This is a genomic window from Ligilactobacillus ceti DSM 22408, from assembly GCF_000423245.1.
GTDB lineage: Bacteria > Bacillota > Bacilli > Lactobacillales > Lactobacillaceae > Ligilactobacillus > Ligilactobacillus ceti.
This window is the reverse complement of the sequence record NZ_KE383993.1, coordinates 126,651-146,760: the sequence shown is the minus strand read 5'-3', so window position 1 is coordinate 146,760 and position 20,110 is coordinate 126,651. Positions and strand designations below refer to the sequence as shown.

Here is a 20,110-nt window from a genome sequence, read left to right as displayed (position 1 = left end):
GTTTGCATTAAAACAACGTTGCTCCAGCTGCAAAATCAAAACCTGTTCCCACTTCAAATCGTGAATCATCTTCTGGTAAAACTAAAATCCCACGAACTTGCGGTGCATTAGGTAATTCGATTTCACGTGCTGAACAAATCATTCCGGGACTTTCTACACCACGTAATTTACCAGGCCAAATCATCGCACCAGTTGGCATCATCGCACCAACCTTAGCAACAACAACTTTTTGTCCAGCTGCTACATTAGGTGCACCACAAACGATTTGTAAAACTTGATCATTATCAACTCGTGTTTTTGTAATGTGTAAATGATCAGAATCTGGATGTTCTGTCATTTCTTCCACATAACCAACAACGAATTTCGGAGTTTCATCAACTTCTAACTCAGCTGTAAAACCAACTTCTGTTAAATAAGCATTTAATTTAGCAACTTGTTCTGCATTCAAAACAAGTGGTCCATTACCTTCTAAGTCAGTTAAAATTTCACTAACTGCTAAGAAATTGTAACCTAAAGTATGGCCATCTTTTTTCGCAAAAATACGAACAGCTTGACCTTTCTTTTCTGTTTCTTGTTCTAACACATCAGGATTAATCATTGTAAGTAAGACATCACCGATATATTGTGGATTATAACTAGCAATCAACATTGACCTTTAAACTCCTTTATTTAATATCATTTAAAAATTCTTGAATTTGTTGTTTTGTTTTACGTTGTTTATTCACAAAACGACCAGCTTCTTTACCATCACGATATACAACAAAACTTGGAATCCCCATAATCATTAAATCTTGGCAAAGTTCAATATTGTCATCACGATCAACTAAGAAAAATTCATAGTCAGCATATTCTGCTTCTAATTCTGGCATAGCTGGTTTGATAAATGTACAATCAGGACACCAGGCAGCTGTGAAAAATAAAACATAATTCCCTTGAGCTAATTTTTCTTCTAATTCAACTTTGTTCATTTTTTCTAAGACTTTCATTGGTAAGTCCTCCTATTATTTTGACGATGCTATTCTTTTCTTTAAATTATAACTTATCTGACTTATTTTTAAAATCAGCTAAATTAAGACTTTTTTAGAATTGTGCTTTTAATTTATAAATTGGTTGACCTTTTTCGCTGAATTTTTGTTCGTATTCAGTCATAACATTATCCACAACAGCTTCTTCATCACTGTGTAAATCTAACCAAACTTGCTCAAATTTCATCCCATAGTTATTTAAACTTGTTAATGAATATTCAAATAAGCCCATATTATCTGTCTTAAATTCTAAATAGCCTTTTGGTTCCATTACATATTCATATTGTTTCAAGAATGATTTATATGTTAAGCGACGTTTTGCTTGTCGTTTTTTAGGCCATGGATCAGAAAAGTTCAAATAGACACCAGCTACTTCGTTCTTAGCGAAAAACGTTTCTAAACCACTACCATTAGCACAAATAAATTGTAAGTTTGGTAATTGTTTTTCAATTTGTTTTTTCAAAGCCATCCCTGTCGCAGCTGTTTGAATTTCTAATCCAATAAAGTTACGTTCTGGATATTTTTCAGCCATTTCAACAATAAAACGACCTTTACCCATTCCAACCTCAATGTAAATTGGAGCTTCTTTCGCAAATCTTGTTTGCCATTTTCCTCTAAATTGTTCTGGTTCTGTGACAACCCACTGTGGATTTTCAGCCATTAATGGTTTTGCCCATGGTTTATTTCTTAAACGCACTATTAAATTCGTCCTTTCTTTTTACGAAATAAGGGACAAAAGACTTGCTTCGTCTTTTATCCCTTATTAAAAATCTACTAACATTCTTAGTCTAACTCATATATTTCCGCAAGTTTATATATGTCTTGGTTCATTTCATGAAAACGACCACGTGAATGATATTTTTTGATAGCTAAAAGTAAATTCATCAACATATACCAGTTAATTCTGGCATTGAATGAGGCTGTTGCTTCTTGCCCATATTCTTCTAGCCACTGCTTCCAAGTCTTACGTGGGACATATTGACACATTAACATACTTAAATCTAATGCTGGATCAGCTAATTTCGCACTATCCCAATCAACTAAATATAATTGCCCTTGATCTGATAAGAGCCAATTTTTATGATTTAAATCACCATGACATACTTCATATTCAGTTAAAGGTAATTGCGGTTGTTGTGCTTGTAAATCACTGACAACAGCAGCTAATACAGGATGAGCTTGTAAATCGCAACTTAAATCAGTTAAATACTCTGTTAATAAATCATTCGGTGTTACAAATTGACCACCGACTTTTTTTAACATTTTTTTCAACAATTCAGAATGATGTACTCGATACAATGTATTCCGTACTTTTTGGGATGTCATTTCTGAACGTTTCAAGCTCCGCCCATTCATCCATTCTTGGGCTGTTAATGTATCACCAGATGTCATCCTCTTTGTCCATATAAGCTTTGGTGTGATTTCCTCTAATGACAAGGCTGCTAAAAACGGTGAAGTATTTCTTTTTAAAAATACTTTCTCATTTTTATTAATCCCCATATATGCCATTCCGGTTTCGCCACCAATTGGAAGAACTCGCCAACCTTCATCTAATTTGAAATCCATTTTGGCTACTCTCCTCTACACAAATAGATAACTATTTCCAGTCTACAAAGTTCAGTTATTAGTGTCAAGATTTTTTTATTCTTGCTTTTAAATAATAACTACTAATCAACTTACTCTCAACTAACACAATTCCGCCACATAAAACACCTACCAGAATATGCTGTGTCCCAATTAAAGCTGCAATCCCAAAGCAAACGGCTGTTAATAAAACAATCCGACTTAATAATTTTTTGAAGCCTTGTAATTTCACACTTGGTAAAACGGGATACAAATGCGTAAAGACATTTTCTTGATAATAATCTTGTAATGGAATCAATTGGAAAACAATTAAATAGTTAAATAAAATTGTTACACCTAAAGTTATCCAAAAATCATGTACAAAAATTAATAACGCACTAGCTAAAATTAATAAACGTAAATACAATCCGCTATATTCTTGATTACGAACTAAGCAACGCGCTTCTAAATATAGGTAAGGATTGTTTTGTTGCATAGTTGGTAACATCCAATCTAAATAACGTCGCCGTTTTGTTTTCCCTTGTAAATTCGGCACATCAGTAAACAATGCGAAAACGCGATAAACTCGTGATAAACGAGCATTTTCTTGTTGAATCATATAACGCCAAGCAAAAACATTTTTGGAGCGTTCTTTTTTGAATCGATACATGAAATATCCAACCACACATAAGGTAACTGTTAAAGCAAACCAAACACAAATATAAAATGCAATACTATAAACTACTAACGGTATTAATAAACTAATAACTAAGCTAGCTTTCTTTTGTAAATAAGCCCAATATCCTGCTTGATAATTTTTCGCTAAAACTAGTGATTTAAATAACAACTGAATAACCAACAGTCCTATTACAAAACTCGTCTTAGTATGTAACACAATTTTTAAATAAGGTACTAAAACAGCATACAACACTATTTGTAATCCTAAATTCTTTTTCAAAGCATGGTGAAAAGCCTTTTTCAAATAAATTGGTAGTTGATATTCTTGGGGAACTAAAAACAATTCATCAGCTGGTTGCAATAAAGTTGCCCCCCGACCCAATTGCAAAACAATTAATAATAATAAAATCACAATTGGTTTCGTCCAAGTATAATCGTCTGTAACAGTCACGGTTTTCAAAAAATTAGCATACGTTAAAGCTATTCCGCCTAAGACAAATAACATAGCCAAAACAAAATGATCATTTAAAACGTATTTTAAATATTTAAAAACTTGTTTTTGATAAGCATGCAGACGTTGTTTCCATAATTCTTGCATCTGATCACGCTCCTTGCGTCAATCCTAAATAAATATCAGCTAAATTATCGCCATAAGTTTGATATTCATTTTGGAGTTCAGCTAAAGTTCCGCTAGCTTTCAATTGACCTTGATCAATCATCACGAAGCGATCACAAGTTTGTTCAGCTGTACTTAAAACGTGTGTTGACATTAAAATAGCTGCCCCTTGTGTTTTTTTCTGTTCAATTAATTGTAATAAATCACGAATTGCTAAAGGATCCAAACCAACAAATGGTTCATCAATAATGTAAAGTTTGGCATCTAACATAAATGCACAAACAATCATCACTTTTTGTTTCATACCTTTGGAAAAATTAGCCGGAAACCAATCTAATCTTTCTTCTAAACGAAAGAGTTGTAATAATTCATGTGCTTTTTCCCAAGCTGTTTTTTCATCAAGTTCATATGCTAAGATTGTCATTTCGATATGTTCTTTTAAGGTTAATTCAGGATATAAAACTGGTGTTTCTGGAATATAAGCAATTGCTTTACGATAACCTTGCATATTTTCAGCTAATAATAAATTATCAACTTTAATTTCACCAGCTTGTGGTGTTAATAAACCAATAATATGGTTAATTGTTGTTGATTTACCAGCACCATTTAAACCGATTAAACCAACTAACTCGCCCGCTTGGACTTCAAATGATAAATCTTTAAGTACAGGAATGAGTGAATATCCTCCTGTTAAATGTGAAACATTCAATACCATCTTCAAAATCCTTTCAATTTTATAAATATCTTTTATTATAGCATATTAATTTATCTCTCTACTTTCACGAAAGTGGAATTTTAGTATATACTAAAGAGAGAATTTTTATTTTGAGAAAGAAGGTATTTAAAATGGATAATTGTATTTTCTGTAAAATTATCAACGGTGATATTCCAAGTATTAAAGTTTATGAAGATGATGTTGTTTTAGCTTTTCTTGATATCTCCCAAGTCACACCGGGACATACCTTAGTTATTCCAAAAAAACATGTCGCTAATATTTTTGAATATGACGAAGATTTAGCGCAAGCTGTATTTAGTCGCATTCCCAAAATTGCTAAAGCAATTAAAGATGCTGATCCTGAAATTAAAGGTTTAAATATTTTAAATAATAATGGTGAAGTTGCTTACCAAACAGTCTTCCACTCCCATATTCACTTAATTCCAAGATATACAGATGAAGATGACTTTAGTATGAATTTCATTAATAATGGTGACAAATACACACCAGCTGATTTACAAGCTTTAGCTGATCGCATCGCCAAAAATTTAGGTGAATAATTATGAAAAAAACGACACAAATTTTATTATTAAAAACTGCAACAATCGCTACAACTGGTCTTTTAATTTATCAAAATCGGAAAAAAATAACCGCAAAAATTGATGCTGAAAAAGCTAAAATCCAAAAAATAAAACAAGATATCGCTCTTTGCAGCAATGCGGTGTTAAACGTAGCTTTAAAAGCTAATGATTTTGTTCAAGCTTTAGATCAAACGATGACTGAATTAAATGAAACTGAACCAGAATTTTTAGAAAAAGTTGCTCAATTAGAAGAAACTGTAAATCACTTAGAAGCTGATTTAAATTCTTAAAAAATAACTAATTTTCCATAAATTAACTTTCGTTTACACCGAGTTCTTGGAAATTATGTTATAGTAGTCTTTGTAATTTGCAAAAAATGCAACATGTTAAAAATATATAGAAATGGATGTGCTTTTATTATATGAATAAAAAAGTCTTAGTGGCTTGCGCTAGTGTTTTATTAACAATGAGTTTAGCAGCTTGTTCTAAAACAGTCGCAACAACTTCTGGTGGTAAAATTACTGAAACTGAATTTTACGATAGTATGAAAAATACAAGTGCCGGTAAACAAGTTTTACAACAAATGATTTTAAACAAATGTTTAGAAAAAGAATACGGCGATAAAGTTTCCGATAAGAAAGTTGATAAAGATTTCGACAACTACAAGAAACAATATGGCGATGCTTTTGAATCTGTTTTAAAACAAAACAACTTAACAAAATCAGCATTCAAACAACAAATTCGTTCTAACTTATTATTACGTCAAGCAGTAATTGCTAACACAAAAATTACTAACAAAATGCTTGAAAACCAATGGAAAAAATATGAACCAAAAATTACTGTGGCTCATATCTTAGTTAAAAATGAAGATGAAGCTAAAAATATTATCGCTGCTTTAGATAAAGATCACAGCTTCAAGAACTTCAAAAAATTAGCAAAAGAAAAATCAATTGATGCATCAACAAAAGGCAAAGGTGGCGAATTACCACCATTTGATAACACTGATACACAATTAGATCCTACTTTCAAAGCTGCAGCCTTCAAGTTAAAACAAGGTGAATTCTCTAAAGAACCTGTTAAAACTAACTATGGTTACCACATTATTTACAGTGTGAAAAATGCTGGTAAAGGTACAATGAAAGAACATAAACAAGAATTAAAAGATCAAATTATTGATGCTAAAATGACAGATCCAGCAACTTTACAAGAAATTATTGCTAAAGTTCTTAAAAAAGGTGATGTTTCCATCAAAGATTCCGATCTTAAAGATGTTTTAGCTAACTACTTACCAGCTAACAAAGAAAAATAAAATCATCAAAAAAACCGCTACGGCTGAATCAGCTGTAGCGGTTTTTTATTATTGTTGTGGTCGATAAAATTGACGATTATCTAATCCAAAAATTCGTTCTGAAAATTCACCTGGTTCAGTATGTTCCAAAGTAGTTTTCATCATTTGAATCGAAGCATCAATATTATCTAACTGATGTAAAATTTCTGCTTCCATAATTCTTGGTCTGACTGGTGATCCATATTCTAATAATCCATGATGAGCTAAAATCACATGCCGTAACAATAAAACTGATTCACTTTCTGGATCAATCTGTAATTCTTTACATGTTTCAAAAATTTCTTCATCGATTAATACAATATGCCCAATTAAATTCCCGGCCAATGTATATGTTGTACCTAAAGCACCACTGAGTTCTTGTGTTTTACCTAAATCATGCAAAATAGCACCAGCATATAACAAGGAAGCATTAACTTCAGGGTATTGTTCTACAATTGTTTGTGCCAAACGTAAAATTGATAACGTATGATAAGCTAATCCCCCAGCATAGGCATGGTGGTTTTTCTTCGCAGCTGGAAATTCAAAAAAGTCTTCATGATGTTGATTTAACATATGACGAACAATCCGATTCCAATTTGGTTCTGTAATTTTCAAAATAAATTTTTTAAATTCAGCTTCCATTTCAGTTCTTGTTTCCGGCGCTGTTTGTAAATAATCAGTTGGATTATTCGGCTCATTATCTTGAGCTAAACGTAAATTAAAAATTTTAATTTGAGGATTATCTTGATAAGTTTCTCTTTTACCACGTAAAAAGACAACTTTTCCTGTTTGAAAAGCTGCAATATCTTCAGCTGATGCATCCCAGAATTTGGCACTAATTTCACCAGAACGATCGGCAAAATTAAAAGCGATAAATTGTTTACCATTTTTAGCCATTCTCGCTTCAGCTGATTTAATCAATACATAAATTTCAAGATTATCACCAACACTATAATCAAAAAGTTTTTTTACTTCCAAATTTATTCTCCTACTCTAATTGATTGATAAAAAATAAGGAGGTACGATGACCTCCTTAACTGTTTAATCTTAAGATTCGTATAAATCTGTTACTGGTGTGAAGATTGTTTTAGCAACATCATCCATTAACACGCTTAAAGTTCTTTCTTTTGCCATTAAGTTAAGGACTGCTTCAAATTGTTGTACTTCTTGACTTAATTTTTGCATTTCAGCAACTTCTTCTTCTTTGATTGCTTCTAAGTTACCTTCCATTTGGCATTTTTGTAAATATGCTTGGATTTCACGTAATTTGTTGAAGCTTTCAAATGCTTTTTCATCAGCTTTTAATTCTGCGTAAGCTGTTTGTAAATCTTTAAATTCTGGTGTTTCTTTGATTTCTTTAGCTAATTGGTTAGCTGTATCGAAAATGTTTACCATGAGTAAAACCTCCATTAATTTTAATATAAACTAATTATACCATTTTTTCGCTATTCAACCAGCGCTTTAATCAAATTTCACATTCTTTAGTAAAATATTAAAAAATCTCGTGAAAATAAATGTTAACACTCATTTCCACAAGATTTTTCTCTTAACGATTTTTCAAAATGAAATCTTGAACTGTTTTTTTGCTTTTATCCCAAAAATCTTTCACTTTATCATAAACTTCAGAACCAACTTGCTCACTTGATTTTTTCAAACTATCCCAAAAATCAGCTTGATCGGCTTGTTTTTCTTGTAAAATGACATCCGCTGGTTTTACTGTAAATTTAGTTAGTGGTGTTTTAGAGAGTATCCCTTCCATTTCCGTTCTAAATAAATTAGAACCAACGCTTAAATTATTAACAGCCCGCGAATTCGAATCATATCCAACCCAACTAGCAACAACAACATCTGGTGTATAAGCAATATACCAATGTTCTTTATCCATCCGTTGTTTATTAATAATTAATTGTGTTGTCCCTGTTTTACCAGCAATTGTGTAACCATAAGGACGAGCACCATAACCAGTTCCATGAGGTCGATAGACGTCTAACATCATGCTAGTCATTTCATCAGCAACTTTTTTAGTCATAATCTTTTTACTTTTTGGATCAGTATTATCAACAATTACTTTGCCAGTCGCATCCACAATTTTCGTAATTAAATGAGGCTGATATTGCACACCTTCATTCGCAAATGCTGTGTATGCTGCGGCCATTTGATATGGTGACACACCCTTTTTCAAACCACCTAAAGCTAAACTTAAATTATTATCTGATTTATCCAAATTAATCCCAAATTTTTCAACTGAATCATAACCTTTTTTAACACCAATTTTATTCAAAAGCCAAACAGCAGATGTATTTTTACTTTGAGCTAAAGCTTGATACATCGGTAACTTACCAACATAAACATCATTCCAATTATGTGGTTGATATTTATTAGTTCCATAAGCTTGATATTCATCTTCTAACATTGAATCATAATGATATCCCGATTGTAAGGCCGGCATATATACAGCTAACGGTTTAATAGTTGATCCAGGTGATCGAATCAACTGAGTCGCCCGATTATAGCCACGGAATACATGTGTATCTTCACGACCACCGACTAGAGCTTGCACACCACCATTTTTCGGATTGATGGCAATCGAAGCTGCTTGTAACGGTTTTTTACCTGCCTCTGTAGCTGGGAATAAACTATTATTATCAAATGTTTGTTGCATACTTTCTTGATAACTTTGATTTAAACTTGTATAAATTTTATACCCTTGGTTCATGATTTGTGTTTCTGTTAAATCATACTTATGCATCGCTTCAGCAATAACTGCATCAAAATAATATGGATAACGATAACCTGAATGATATTTATAATCATCTTTCAAGTTCATAGTTGCCTTTTGATATTGTTCTTTTTGTTTTTCAGTTATTTTATCATTAGCGACCATAGTCTTTAAGACAACATTTCGTCGCGCAAGAGCTGCTTTAGGATGATCGATCGGATTATAAACATTTGGTCCTTTTAGCATCCCGGCTAAAGTAGCAGCTTCTGGAACGGTTAATTGTGAAGCGTGTTTACCAAAATATTTTTCAGAGGCATCTTCTACACCCCAAACACCATTCCCGAAATAAGCATTATTCAAATACATCGCTAAAATATCTTTTTTAGAATAAACATTCTCGACTTGAACTGATATAAAAATTTCTTTCGCTTTACGGGTAAAAGTTTGTTCCTGAGACAGAAAGGCATTTTTAACTAATTGTTGCGTTAAAGTACTCCCCCCACCACTAATTTGATTACGACGTAACAATTTATTTTTCACATAACTCAAGCCCGCCCGTGTAATACCTTTCACAGAAAAACCATGTTCATGATAAAAATTACGATCTTCAACTGATAAAACAGCATTTTCAACATTCGGTGAAATCTGATCCAGATTAACCCAAGTTCCTTTTTGGGAATATAAATAGCCTGCTTTTTGATCTTTTTGATCATAAATAATCGTGGCTTGTTTTAATTGTGAACGTAACCCTTTTACGTCCGTTGTTTTGGCTAATGCGACTAAATAAATACTAATCACTAAAAAAGCACTCAATAATAGAACTATAATCCAGCGATTAATTTGATAACGACGCCATTTAATTTTTAACCAATTCCAAAACTTTTGCCAAAAATGTTTTATCTTTTCTAAAACACGTTCGAAAAAAGTATTATTTTTCATAATCTATCCTCTTTTAAAAGTTTTAATTTAATTTTAGCATAACCCTTCAAAAGCGACTTTCTTCTTTAAAATTTTTAAATTAACTTAACTATTTACGGACTAACAAATCACGATCAGCATAACTTAAAAATAACTGATTAATATTTTTGGCCGACTCTTTCGAATCACTAATAACTACCACAGTATCATATCCAGCTAAAGTCCCTACAATTCCATCTAAGGACATTTCATCAATAATAGCTGCTAAAGCATTCGCATTCCGTGGTGTTGTTTGTATAATATTCATAAATTCAACTTGCGTAATTTTCATTAATGTATCATAAACATTTTGTTGTAAATATTCTTCTTGGGTATTGTCATTCTTTTGAAATAAAGTATAACGAATATTACCATTACCATCTGCTTCTTTAACAATTTGCATCTCACGAATATCACGTGATAAAGTAGCTTGCGTTGTTTTAATCCCATCTTTTTGAAGTGCTAAAAGCAATTCTTCTTGTGTTGCAATTATCTCTTTATTAATTAATTGTTCAATCTTATTTTGACGCTCTTCTTTTTTCATTGCCAGTTATTAATATCGGTTAAAAACAGCGATATTATCCTTTCTGCTAATTTTTATCCCATTATATCACAGAAAAGCGTATATTTATGCATACAATAGACACTCTTGAATTTGCGGATTACTCATAAATGATTTTTTCACAATTTTAACTTTGCGATTAAACGTAATCTTGGCGTCATTTTGTAAATTTTGAACAACTTTAGAAACTGTAATCGGTGTCGTTTGTGCTAAATTAGCCAATATTTGTTGTGTCAAAAATTCTGGTAATAAATAATCTTCCTTTTGATTTTTCTGTCCATAATGATAAGCCATTAAAAATATCACTAATAGCACACGATCTTGAGCACTTTTACATGAGCATGCATATTTAAAATTATCATGAATTCTTCTTTCATCCAACGCACTTTGTAACAACAACTTAGCTAAAGTTCCATGTTCTAATAATAAAATTTGATACGTTAAATAAGGAATCTTAATAATTGAAGTACTTGTTAGAGCTTTAAAACATAAATTATCCGGCATACTAAATCCTTGTAATCGATCTAATGGCCAAAATTTAGTTTTGTCTAAAAAAGAATACATATAATCATAATCTTTTTGTAAAACTTTCACGCCTAAAATACCATCCTCAATATAATATAAAGCTTTACTTTCAGAAAGATAAATCTCTTCTGATTTTTCATAATAGCACCGTGTCCCACCAGCTGCTATTAATTCATTTTCTTTAATAGTTAGACCTTGAATCTTAATTTCTCCTTGCATGTCAAACTAAATCCCCCTAGTTAAATTAGTTCTACACTTCCACTATAACGCGGGATATTTTCCCACGCAAATGACCGTTTCATACATAAATACGCAAAAAAACTAGCCTAATCACTTAGATTAAGCTAGTTTTTAATTTTTTAAAATTTCTTTTTACATTTCATTTGGAGCTGCTACACCTAAAAGACGTAATGATTCTTTTAAGACAATCGCAACACTAGCAACTAAAGCAAGACGAGCTGCTTTTTGATCATCATCAGCTAAAATCTTAGAATGTGCATAATATTTGTTGAAAGCTTTAGCTAATTGAATAGCATATTTAGCTACAACAGATGGTTCGTATTCACGAACAGCACGTTTAATTACTTGTGGGAAATTACCTAATAAGCTAATTGCTTCCCAAGCATTTGGATCTGTTAATTCATAAGCTGCATTTGGATCAATTTCTGTCACGCCAGCTTTACGTAAAATACTCATTGCACGAGCATGTGCATATTGAACGTAAGGACCTGTTTCACCTTCAAAACGAACAACTTCTTCTAAATCAAAATCAAAGTTATTTAAACGTTCATTTTTCAAATCGTGGAAAATAACAGCACCAACACCAACTTCTTCAGCAACTTGTTCTTTATTTGGTAATGTTGGATTCTTTTCTTCAATTTGTTTTTCAGCTAAATCAACCGCATCATTTAAAACATCTTCTAATAAGATTACACGACCAGAACGTGTGGATAATTTTTTACCACCAGATGTAATCAAACCAAATGGTACATGATGGATATCATCAGACCAGTCATAACCCATTTCTTTTAAGACAGCTTTTACTTGTTTAAAGTGATTTGTTTGTTCGTTACCAACAACATATAGTGATTGAGCAAAATCATATGTGCGGTGACGATATAAAGCTGCTGCTAAATCACGTGTGATATATAATGTAGCACCATCGGATTTTTTAATTAAAGCTGGGTTCAAGTTATAACTTTCTAGATCAACAATTGAAGCACCTTGGCTTTCTTGTAATAAATCACGATCTTCTAATAATTCTACGATTTCATCCATTTTATCGTTATAGAAAGCTTCACCATTAAAGGAGTCAAATTCAACACCTAATTTATCATAAATCTTCATAAAGAATTGTAATGATTCATTTCTAAACCATGTCCATAAGAAAATTGCTTCTTCATCGCCATCTTCTAATTTCTTGAACCATTCACGTGCTTGATCATCTAATTCAGGATGTTCTACGTCTTCTTTGTGGAAACGTACATAGTATTTTAATAAGTTATTAATTGGATCAGCTTTAACTTCTTCTTCACTACCCCATAATTTATAAGCCATAATTAACTTACCAAATTGTGTACCCCAATCGCCTAAATAGTTAATTTTAATTGGGTTATAGTTAGCTTTTTTCAATAAGTTAGCAATTGAGTTACCAATTACTGTTGAACGTAAGTGTCCCATTGACATTGGTTTAGCAATGTTAGGTGATGACATATCAATTGGTACATTACCGCCATGACCTAAATCTTGGTTACCATAAGTTGCTTGTTCTGTTAAAACTTCATGTAAAACATCTTGACTGAACATTGCTTTATCTAAAAAGAAGTTAACATATGGACCAACAGCTTCAACTTTTTCAAAACCTGTTGGATCGATTTTTTCAACTAATTCTGTTGCAATCATTTGTGGGGCTTTACGTAAAACTTTCGCTAAAACGAATGCTGGAAAAGCATAGTCCCCTAAGTTCATTGTTTTAGGAACTTCAATTTTCACTAAAACTTCTTCTTCTGTTAATTGTCCATCAACAGCTTTTACGATGGCTTGTGCTACTTTTTGTTTATAATCCATGATGAGCCTCCTGTTTATATATCAGTATTTTTCTATACATTAAAAAATCTCCTACATAAATAAATTATGTAAGAGACGAGATTTCCCGCGGTACCACTCTAATTGATAAAAGATCCACTTTATTATTCAATTTATTCTAAGAAGTGCGATTCAATCAGTTCAATTATCTAGCTTCCACCACCCTAGACTCGCTTAAAAATTTACCTAATTTACTAGTTTCTATCATCGAATGTTATACTTTGCTTTATTTTTTAATGAAGCGGATGACGAGAATCGAACTCGCGATACTAGCTTGGGAAGCTAGAGTTTTACCACTAAACTACACCCGCGTAAAGCGAATATAGTATAGCACACTCCTTTAAAAAAAGCATTATTTATTAAGTTGTAACTTCTTCATTTTTTGAAAACTTACAATTGCATGTTCGTGAAAATCACTAACAATATTTTCATCTTCAGCATCAAATTCAGTAATCATAACCATTGCTGAATTTTCATAAGTTTTTTCAATTACACCCACAAAATCGTGTTTTAAAGACGCGAATTTTTCGCATTTAACGGCATCGCCAATTTCAAAAGTCTTTTCCATTAATTTCTGAACTCCTTTAGAGAATTATTTATGGATAATAACAAACTTTTTCAGATGTTGCAAGCGATACTAATCGTTTTATTAATATTTAATCCCAGTTGCTTTAAAACCAATATCTTTCCGATAGAAACAATCATTAAATTCTAATCTAAAAATCCGTTATTCTAATCCCACACGTTTAAACAAATAATCAACTTTTTGTAAATGCCAATGATAATCCAATGCATCATCTAAATCTTCTTTTGTTAAATAAGACATAATCGTCGCATCATTTTCTAACAATGTTCTAAAATCAATTTGCATATCCCAAGATTCAGCTGTTTTAGGTTGAATCAAATCGTAAGCTGCTTCCCGACTCAATCCTTTATCAATCAATTTCAACAACACACGTCCACTATAAATCAAACCAAATGTTTTTTGCATATTAGCTTGCATATTTTCTGGATAAACTGTTAAATTCTTCAAGATTCTGCCAAAGCGATTCAACATATAATCTAATAAGATGGTCGTATCTGGTAAAATAATCCGTTCAGCAGAAGAATGAGAAATATCACGTTCATGCCATAAGGCAACATTTTCATAAGCTGTGACCATATGCCCGCGGACTACTCTGGCTAACCCTGAAATATTTTCTGAACCAATTGGATTACGTTTGTGTGGCATTGCTGAAGATCCTTTTTGACCTTTAGCAAAATACTCTTCAACTTCTCTTGTTTCTGATTTTTGTAACCCGCGTATTTCTGTAGCAAATTTTTCTAAACTAGTTGCAATTAAAGCCAAACTAGCTAAATATTCAGCGTGTAAATCACGTGGTAAAACTTGACTGGAAATTTCTTGCGCACGAATGCCCAGTTGATCACAAACATACTCTTCTACAAACGGATCAATATTAGCAAATGTTCCTACAGCTCCACTAATTTTACCGGCTTGTACACCATCAGCAGCATGTTCAAATCGTTCAATATTTCGTTTCATTTCAGAATACCAACGAGCTAATTTTAATCCAAATGTTGTTGGTTCTGCATGCACACCATGTGTTCTCCCCATCATAACCGTATCTTTATGTTCTAAAGCTTTATTTTTGATAATTTCTAAAAACATATTTAAATCAGCGCGTAATAAATCATTAACTTGTTTGAGTTGATAACCATATGCTGTATCAACAACATCAGTACTTGTTAATCCATAATGAACCCATTTTTTCTCATCACCTAATGATTCAGATACACAACGCGTAAAAGCAATCACATCATGCCGAGTTACTGCTTCAATTTCACGAATGCGTTCAATATCAAATTTTGCATTAGCTTTCAATTTATCAACATCTTCTTGCGGAATTTGACCTAATTTTGCCCATGCTTCATCAGCTGCAATCTCTACAGCTAACCAACATTCAAATTTCTTTTCATCAGTCCACAAAGCTGCCATTTCAGGGCGTGTATAACGTGCTAACATTTTGTAATAACTCCTTTAAATTTCAAGTTTAAATTACCATTTCAAATGACTATGACCTAGCATCTTGCATCATTTTTAGCTTAGCAAACCCCTTCTTGAATGTCAAAACAAAATTATGTATTTTTGTAAAATAGTTCGTTTTTTAACACGAAATAATCTTAATATCCGTTTTATAGTTATGTTTTTAATACGTTTTAGACGTTTTAAATAGAAAACCTATGATAATAACACCTTTCCTAAATTACACCTAACTCCCTCGTATCAGCAAACAACTGTAAATTCTGTTTCATCCAACTCCAAAAACAAGCCTTACTAATTTAGAATCTTTTCATTGCAGTTTGTCACTAAAATCGCTACAATTATTTCTGATGTACAAAAAAAGGAGCGTGTCATATTTGATTACCTTAGCTGGAATTATCGGATCCGGTAAATCAAGTCTTTCAGCCATTTTAGCGCAAGAATTAGGAACAACAGCTTTTTACGAACCGGTCGCAGATAACCCGGTCCTACCCCTTTTTTATCAAGGGCTCGAAATTGCTGCGCAAAAACGTGCTGCTGGTGAACTTGATGCAACGAATCCTTACACTTATTTATTACAAACATTCTTTTTAAATCGTCGTTTTAAAATGATTAAATCAGCTATGCAACATGAAAATAACATTTTAGATCGTTCAATTTATGAAGATGCCATGTTCATGCAAATGAATACTGATTTAGGAAATGCTTCCCTAATCGAGCATGAAACATACAAAGAACTTTTAGATAATATGTTAGAAGAATTACCACAAGTTGCACAAAATAAAAATCCTGACTTAATGGTAATGATCCAAGTTTCCTATGATACGATGTTAAATCGTATTAAAAAACGTGGTCGTGATTATGAACAAATTGAAAATGATCCTTCTTTAATTAACTATTATCAAACACTTTTAAAATATTATGATAACTGGGCGAAAACATATGATAAATCACCACTTTTAATTATTGATGGTGATAAATATGATTTTGTCGAAAACAAAGATGATCAAAATTTTGTTTTAGATTTAATTGAAGAAAAATTATTTGAATTAGGTAAAATTTCACAAGCCGAATTCATCGAGTTACAAAATAAACGTAAATAAAAAATAAAGGTTCACACTAGTTAATAAAACTTAGTGTGAACCTTTATTAATTTGTTTTAAGCTTGATCTTCTTGAGCTAATGTTTGAACATCACGTGCAATCATTAATTCTTCATCAGTTGGGATACACATCACTTGAACTTTAGAATCTTTTGTTGAGATAAAGTTTTGTGCCCCACGTTTTTGGTTATTTTCATGATCAATTTCAATGCCCATGAAAGCTAAACGTTCCATAATCTTTGTCCGAGCTGTAATAGCATTTTCACCGATGCCGGCTGTAAAGATAATACCATCAACGCCACCCATTTCAAATGTGTATTCGCCAATATATTTAACAACGTTTTTCACAAAGATATCCATTGCTAGTTCAGCACGTTTATCAGTTTTACGTGCTGCATCAATATCACGCATATCAGACGAAATTCCAGAAATACCTTGTAAACCAGATGCGCCATTCAAGACTTTCATCATTTCATCCATATCTAAGTTAAGTTTTTTCATCATGAAAGCAACTAAAGCAACGTCAACATCACCTGAACGAGTTGCCATTGTCACACCTGTTAATGGTGTAAAGCCCATTGATGTATCAAATGATTCGCCACCTTTAACCGCACAGATAGAAGCACCTGCACCTAAGTGACAACTAATTAATTTCAAATCTTCTAATGGTTTACCCATCATTTTCGCAGCTAAATCAGATACATAACGGTGACTTGTACCATGTGCACCATAGCGACGAACTTTATAATCTTCGTACCATTCAAAAGGTACACTATATAAATAATTTTCTTCTGGAATTGTTTGGTGGAATGCTGTATCAAAAACAACTACTGAACATGCATCAGGTAAGATTTTTTTGAAAGCTTCAATTCCGACTAAGTTGGCTGGATTGTGTAATGGTGCATATTCGAAAATTTCACGAATGTGTTCAATAACTGTTGGTGTAACAATTTCAGAATGTTTGAAATATTCTCCACCAGCCACAACACGATGACCAACACCTGTAATTTCAGAATAATCATCGATAATTTTTAATTCTAATAAAAGATCCATTAACAAACTAACTGCTGTTTTATGATCAGGAATATCGCCAACTTTTTCAAAAACTTGACCATCACCATATTTAATTTCAACACGGGGATCTTTAATTCCTATTCTTTCGATTAAACCAGATGCGAGAACTTTTTCTTCTGGCATTAAAAATAATTTAAATTTCAAACTCGAACTACCTGAGTTAATAGCAATAATTTTTTCCATAAATCAACCCTCCAAAACTTACAGCGCCTTAACGCTTACTGCTCTACTATAACAGATTTCACCGCTTTTTTCATTTAATTTTCCCCTCAAACAATCAGTGTAATCGTTTTTTATAAATTTTTTTGGATGTTAAAATCTTCTTTAATTTTATATAAACATCATGTATCTGACTAGCAATTCCGAAACAGAACGTTTAAAATAATTAAGTTACTACTCAAGGAGGTTTTGATCCATGCAATATGAACAAGAATTACGCGACATTATTCAAAAACAACCCGAGTTTTTAGAAATTTGTCAAATTGTAGCTAGTCTTCATTTACCAGAAGCCACAATTTGTGCAGGTGCTGTGCGCAATTTAGTTTGGGATAACCAAACAAAGCAACCTTCTTCTTTAATCCGAAATAATATTGATGTTTATTATAAAAACACCAGTGAATCATTCGAAAAATATTTAACCCGGCAAGCTTTATTACAACAAAAATATCCTAAATATTTATGGAACTTAAATAATATCGCCCTACCTAAACGCCATACAAACCAACAATATTTTGGTAAAACAATCACTGAAACAATTGCGCATTTTCCAGAACAATGTAGTGCCATTGGGGTTACACCAGATACTTTAGGTAATTTCAATCTAGTTGCACCTTATGGCTTAAATGATATTTTTGAAATGAAAGTTCAACCAACACCTTACTTTGCACCAGATACAGCACAATATCCAACTTATCAAAAAAGAATGCAACGTAAAAATTGGCATAAATTCTGGCCAAACTTAACCATCGAAAAATAAAAAGGAAACCAACTTAATTTAGTTGGTTTCCTCTTTTTTATGATTTAATTTTTTCTTTGCGCATTCCATACATAAAATAAACGACAAGACCGATTAAGAACCATATCCCCGCATATAACTTCGCATGATAGTCTAGACCCCAAAAGACAGCTAATGTCCCTAAAAAGGCAACTAAAGGCAACACAGGATACAATGGCATTTTAAATTCTGGTTCTGCAATATCATGACCTTCTCTTTTACGTAAAGAATAAATACCGATGGTGACAAACATAAAAGCAATCAAGGTCCCTGCAGAAATTAATTGTGATAAAAACTCAAACGGAAAGACCGAACCTAAAATAATACTAATTACAGTTAAAGCAATTAACGCATTCCCTGGTAAATTATTTTTGTTTAATACACCTAACCATTTGGGTAACATTTGATCACGGCCAAAAGAATATAATAATCGTGAACCAGCCATCATCATCCCAATTAAAGCTGTAAACATTCCGATGACAGCAATTCCTTGAACTACAACTGCAATAATAGGATGTCCTGCTTGGCGTAAAGCCCAGCCTACTGGTTCTGCATTATTAGCATAACTAGTATATTTGAACATTCCCACTAAAACTAAAGAAACTGCAATAAACAAAATCACTGCAATTAATAACGAACCTAAAATTCCGCGTGGCATGGTTTTAGCAGGATCTTTCGCTTCAGCCGAATTCGCCGCAATCGAATCAAAACCAATATATGATAAGAAGATTGCTGACACACCTGCATAAACTCCGTGCCATCCGCCAAAACTCGTACCATCACTATGCACTGTATATTCTGGAATAAATGGGAAATAATTTTCAATATGAATTGCTTTTAATCCCACTAAAATAAAAACTAAAATTGCACAAACTTTTAAAATAACTAATAAATTCTCAACTTTCGCAACACCAGAAGCTCCTCGTGATAATAGGTAAGCTACTAAAGCAATCACAATTACCGAAATAATATCAATAATTCCACCTGACACACCAAAGGCATTCGCTAATTGTGCTGGAACATGTACACCTAAAGGTTCTAACATTCCCCGAAAATTAGCTGATAACCCTGAAGCCACAAAAGCTACGGCGATAAAATATTCCGCCAACAAAGCCCAGCCAGCAATCCAACCAAATCCTTCACCATAAATAACACTAATCCAAGAATAAGCCGATCCAGCAAAAGGCATAGACGATGACATTTCAGCATAAGCAAACGCTACTAACGCCGCTACAATCGCTGCAATTAAAAATGATAAAGCCACAGCCGGTCCAGCATGATTAGCGGCTACCACACCTGGTAAGGTAAATATAGATGTTGAAACAATGGTTCCGACGCCTAAAGCTAAAAAGTCTTTCACCGTTAAGACTTGATGTAAATGAGCATCTTTTTTCAAATAAACTTGCGGATCCTCTTTGTAAGAAAATCTTTTCCAGATTTTGTTCATATAAATTCTCCCTCTAACTCCGAATCAATTTAGGGCATAATTATAATATAATTAAAAAACAATTACAAGAATTCTTAACAAAAAAACAACGCTCAAAAA

Annotated in this window: 21 protein-coding genes and 1 tRNA gene; 5 read left to right on the top strand and 17 right to left on the bottom strand. The window is 32.5% G+C overall.

The genetic code is table 11. The features are described from left to right. Positions 1-7: 7 nt before the first annotated feature. The 6 genes from ytpR to G540_RS0103575 all read right to left on the bottom strand — a co-directional run bounded on the left by ytpR (position 8) and on the right by G540_RS0103575 (position 4,597). The gene (gene ytpR, locus G540_RS0103600) at positions 8-649 is read right to left on the bottom strand and encodes a YtpR family tRNA-binding protein (protein WP_027106926.1); all 642 of its coding nucleotides are present in this window, start codon (positions 647-649) and stop codon (positions 8-10) included. Between the two features lie 16 nt (positions 650-665). Beyond that, the gene (locus G540_RS0103595; protein WP_027106925.1) at positions 666-986 is read right to left on the bottom strand and encodes a thioredoxin family protein; all 321 of its coding nucleotides are present in this window, start codon (positions 984-986) and stop codon (positions 666-668) included. Positions 987-1,080: 94 nt separating this feature from the next. Continuing rightward, positions 1,081-1,722 (bottom strand): tRNA (guanosine(46)-N7)-methyltransferase TrmB, encoded by a 642-nt coding sequence (trmB, locus tag G540_RS0103590; RefSeq protein WP_027106924.1) that lies wholly within the window; start codon positions 1,720-1,722, stop codon positions 1,081-1,083. An 86-nt stretch (positions 1,723-1,808) separates the two neighbouring features. Continuing rightward, positions 1,809-2,591 (bottom strand): phosphotransferase family protein, encoded by a 783-nt coding sequence (locus tag G540_RS0103585; RefSeq protein ID WP_027106923.1) that lies wholly within the window; start codon positions 2,589-2,591, stop codon positions 1,809-1,811. 64 nt (positions 2,592-2,655) lie between these two features. Next, positions 2,656-3,864 carry an ABC transporter permease gene (locus G540_RS0103580; protein ID WP_027106922.1) on the bottom strand — a complete coding sequence of 403 codons (1,209 nt, stop codon included), beginning with the start codon at positions 3,862-3,864 and terminating at the stop codon, positions 2,656-2,658. A 4-nt stretch (positions 3,865-3,868) separates the two neighbouring features. After that, positions 3,869-4,597: an ABC transporter ATP-binding protein gene (locus tag G540_RS0103575; RefSeq protein ID WP_027106921.1), complete on the bottom strand. Its 729-nt coding sequence runs from the start codon at positions 4,595-4,597 to the stop codon at positions 3,869-3,871. A gap of 131 nt (positions 4,598-4,728) precedes the next feature. Between G540_RS0103575 and G540_RS0103570 the strand changes: the two genes are divergently transcribed. The 3 genes from G540_RS0103570 (at position 4,729) to G540_RS0103560 (ending at position 6,487) form a co-directional block, all read left to right on the top strand. Then, positions 4,729-5,157, top strand: coding sequence for an HIT family protein (locus G540_RS0103570; RefSeq protein WP_027106920.1), 429 nt, complete (start codon positions 4,729-4,731; stop codon positions 5,155-5,157). A gap of 2 nt (positions 5,158-5,159) precedes the next feature. After that, positions 5,160-5,468: a hypothetical protein gene (locus tag G540_RS0103565; RefSeq protein WP_027106919.1), complete on the top strand. Its 309-nt coding sequence runs from the start codon at positions 5,160-5,162 to the stop codon at positions 5,466-5,468. A gap of 131 nt (positions 5,469-5,599) precedes the next feature. Beyond that, positions 5,600-6,487, top strand: a complete 888-nt coding sequence (locus tag G540_RS0103560) for a peptidylprolyl isomerase PrsA (RefSeq protein WP_027106918.1) — start codon at positions 5,600-5,602, stop codon at positions 6,485-6,487. 48 nt (positions 6,488-6,535) lie between these two features. Here the strand turns inward: G540_RS0103560 and G540_RS0103555 are convergent, their stop codons facing one another. The 9 genes from G540_RS0103555 to purB form a co-directional block, all read right to left on the bottom strand. Next, entirely contained in the window at positions 6,536-7,483 is a 948-nt protein-coding gene (locus G540_RS0103555) for a 3'-5' exoribonuclease YhaM family protein (RefSeq protein ID WP_027106917.1), read from the bottom strand. A gap of 69 nt (positions 7,484-7,552) precedes the next feature. After that, positions 7,553-7,900: a YlbF family regulator gene (locus G540_RS0103550; RefSeq protein WP_027106916.1), complete on the bottom strand. Its 348-nt coding sequence runs from the start codon at positions 7,898-7,900 to the stop codon at positions 7,553-7,555. Positions 7,901-8,051: 151 nt separating this feature from the next. Further along, positions 8,052-10,163, bottom strand: a complete 2,112-nt coding sequence (locus tag G540_RS0103545; RefSeq protein WP_027106915.1) for a PBP1A family penicillin-binding protein — start codon at positions 10,161-10,163, stop codon at positions 8,052-8,054. An 88-nt stretch (positions 10,164-10,251) separates the two neighbouring features. After that, on the bottom strand, positions 10,252-10,725 hold the full coding sequence (argR, locus tag G540_RS0103540; protein ID WP_027106914.1) for an arginine repressor: 474 nt from the start codon (positions 10,723-10,725) through the stop codon (positions 10,252-10,254). A gap of 84 nt (positions 10,726-10,809) precedes the next feature. Then, on the bottom strand, positions 10,810-11,487 hold the full coding sequence (locus G540_RS0103535; protein ID WP_027106913.1) for a Crp/Fnr family transcriptional regulator: 678 nt from the start codon (positions 11,485-11,487) through the stop codon (positions 10,810-10,812). A gap of 153 nt (positions 11,488-11,640) precedes the next feature. Continuing rightward, the gene (gene argS / locus G540_RS0103530; RefSeq protein ID WP_027106912.1) at positions 11,641-13,335 is read right to left on the bottom strand and encodes an arginine--tRNA ligase; all 1,695 of its coding nucleotides are present in this window, start codon (positions 13,333-13,335) and stop codon (positions 11,641-11,643) included. A 258-nt stretch (positions 13,336-13,593) separates the two neighbouring features. Continuing rightward, positions 13,594-13,664 (bottom strand) — tRNA-Gly (locus tag G540_RS0103525). Positions 13,665-13,705: 41 nt separating this feature from the next. Further along, positions 13,706-13,921 carry a hypothetical protein gene (locus G540_RS0103520; protein ID WP_027106911.1) on the bottom strand — a complete coding sequence of 72 codons (216 nt, stop codon included), beginning with the start codon at positions 13,919-13,921 and terminating at the stop codon, positions 13,706-13,708. 159 nt (positions 13,922-14,080) lie between these two features. Beyond that, entirely contained in the window at positions 14,081-15,376 is a 1,296-nt protein-coding gene (gene purB / locus G540_RS0103515) for an adenylosuccinate lyase (protein WP_027106910.1), read from the bottom strand. Positions 15,377-15,771: 395 nt separating this feature from the next. Here purB and G540_RS0103510 point away from each other — a divergent pair, with 395 nt between their 5' ends. Next, positions 15,772-16,497: a deoxynucleoside kinase gene (locus tag G540_RS0103510; RefSeq protein WP_027106909.1), complete on the top strand. Its 726-nt coding sequence runs from the start codon at positions 15,772-15,774 to the stop codon at positions 16,495-16,497. Between the two features lie 56 nt (positions 16,498-16,553). On the opposite strand, the gene G540_RS0103505 is transcribed toward G540_RS0103510, so the two are convergent. Further along, on the bottom strand, positions 16,554-17,753 hold the full coding sequence (locus tag G540_RS0103505; protein WP_027106908.1) for an acetate/propionate family kinase: 1,200 nt from the start codon (positions 17,751-17,753) through the stop codon (positions 16,554-16,556). A gap of 232 nt (positions 17,754-17,985) precedes the next feature. On the opposite strand from G540_RS0103505, the gene G540_RS0103500 reads away from it, so the two are divergent. Next, positions 17,986-18,546 (top strand): nucleotidyltransferase family protein, encoded by a 561-nt coding sequence (locus G540_RS0103500; protein WP_027106907.1) that lies wholly within the window; start codon positions 17,986-17,988, stop codon positions 18,544-18,546. Positions 18,547-18,583: 37 nt separating this feature from the next. On the opposite strand, the gene G540_RS0103495 is transcribed toward G540_RS0103500, so the two are convergent. Then, positions 18,584-20,011, bottom strand: coding sequence for an APC family permease (locus G540_RS0103495; RefSeq protein ID WP_027106906.1), 1,428 nt, complete (start codon positions 20,009-20,011; stop codon positions 18,584-18,586). Positions 20,012-20,110 lie beyond the last annotated feature (99 nt).

Excerpts from the sequence above, each read along its gene's own strand:
- ytpR (WP_027106926.1), bottom strand. The coding sequence starts at position 649 with ATGTTGATTGCTAGTTATAATCCACAATATATCGGTGATGTCTTACTT.
- G540_RS0103595 (WP_027106925.1), bottom strand. The coding sequence starts at position 986 with ATGAAAGTCTTAGAAAAAATGAACAAAGTTGAATTAGAAGAAAAATTA.
- G540_RS0103585 (WP_027106923.1), bottom strand. The coding sequence starts at position 2,591 with ATGGATTTCAAATTAGATGAAGGTTGGCGAGTTCTTCCAATTGGTGGC.
- G540_RS0103580 (WP_027106922.1), bottom strand. The coding sequence starts at position 3,864 with ATGCAAGAATTATGGAAACAACGTCTGCATGCTTATCAAAAACAAGTT.
- G540_RS0103575 (WP_027106921.1), bottom strand. The coding sequence starts at position 4,597 with ATGGTATTGAATGTTTCACATTTAACAGGAGGATATTCACTCATTCCT.
- G540_RS0103570 (WP_027106920.1), top strand. The coding sequence starts at position 4,729 with ATGGATAATTGTATTTTCTGTAAAATTATCAACGGTGATATTCCAAGT.
- G540_RS0103565 (WP_027106919.1), top strand. The coding sequence starts at position 5,160 with ATGAAAAAAACGACACAAATTTTATTATTAAAAACTGCAACAATCGCT.
- G540_RS0103560 (WP_027106918.1), top strand. The coding sequence starts at position 5,600 with ATGAATAAAAAAGTCTTAGTGGCTTGCGCTAGTGTTTTATTAACAATG.
- G540_RS0103550 (WP_027106916.1), bottom strand. The coding sequence starts at position 7,900 with ATGGTAAACATTTTCGATACAGCTAACCAATTAGCTAAAGAAATCAAA.
- G540_RS0103545 (WP_027106915.1), bottom strand. The coding sequence starts at position 10,163 with ATGAAAAATAATACTTTTTTCGAACGTGTTTTAGAAAAGATAAAACAT.
- argR (WP_027106914.1), bottom strand. The coding sequence starts at position 10,725 with ATGAAAAAAGAAGAGCGTCAAAATAAGATTGAACAATTAATTAATAAA.
- G540_RS0103535 (WP_027106913.1), bottom strand. The coding sequence starts at position 11,487 with ATGCAAGGAGAAATTAAGATTCAAGGTCTAACTATTAAAGAAAATGAA.
- argS (WP_027106912.1), bottom strand. The coding sequence starts at position 13,335 with ATGGATTATAAACAAAAAGTAGCACAAGCCATCGTAAAAGCTGTTGAT.
- G540_RS0103520 (WP_027106911.1), bottom strand. The coding sequence starts at position 13,921 with ATGGAAAAGACTTTTGAAATTGGCGATGCCGTTAAATGCGAAAAATTC.
- purB (WP_027106910.1), bottom strand. The coding sequence starts at position 15,376 with ATGTTAGCACGTTATACACGCCCTGAAATGGCAGCTTTGTGGACTGAT.
- G540_RS0103505 (WP_027106908.1), bottom strand. The coding sequence starts at position 17,753 with ATGGAAAAAATTATTGCTATTAACTCAGGTAGTTCGAGTTTGAAATTT.
- G540_RS0103500 (WP_027106907.1), top strand. The coding sequence starts at position 17,986 with ATGCAATATGAACAAGAATTACGCGACATTATTCAAAAACAACCCGAG.
- G540_RS0103495 (WP_027106906.1), bottom strand. The coding sequence starts at position 20,011 with ATGAACAAAATCTGGAAAAGATTTTCTTACAAAGAGGATCCGCAAGTT.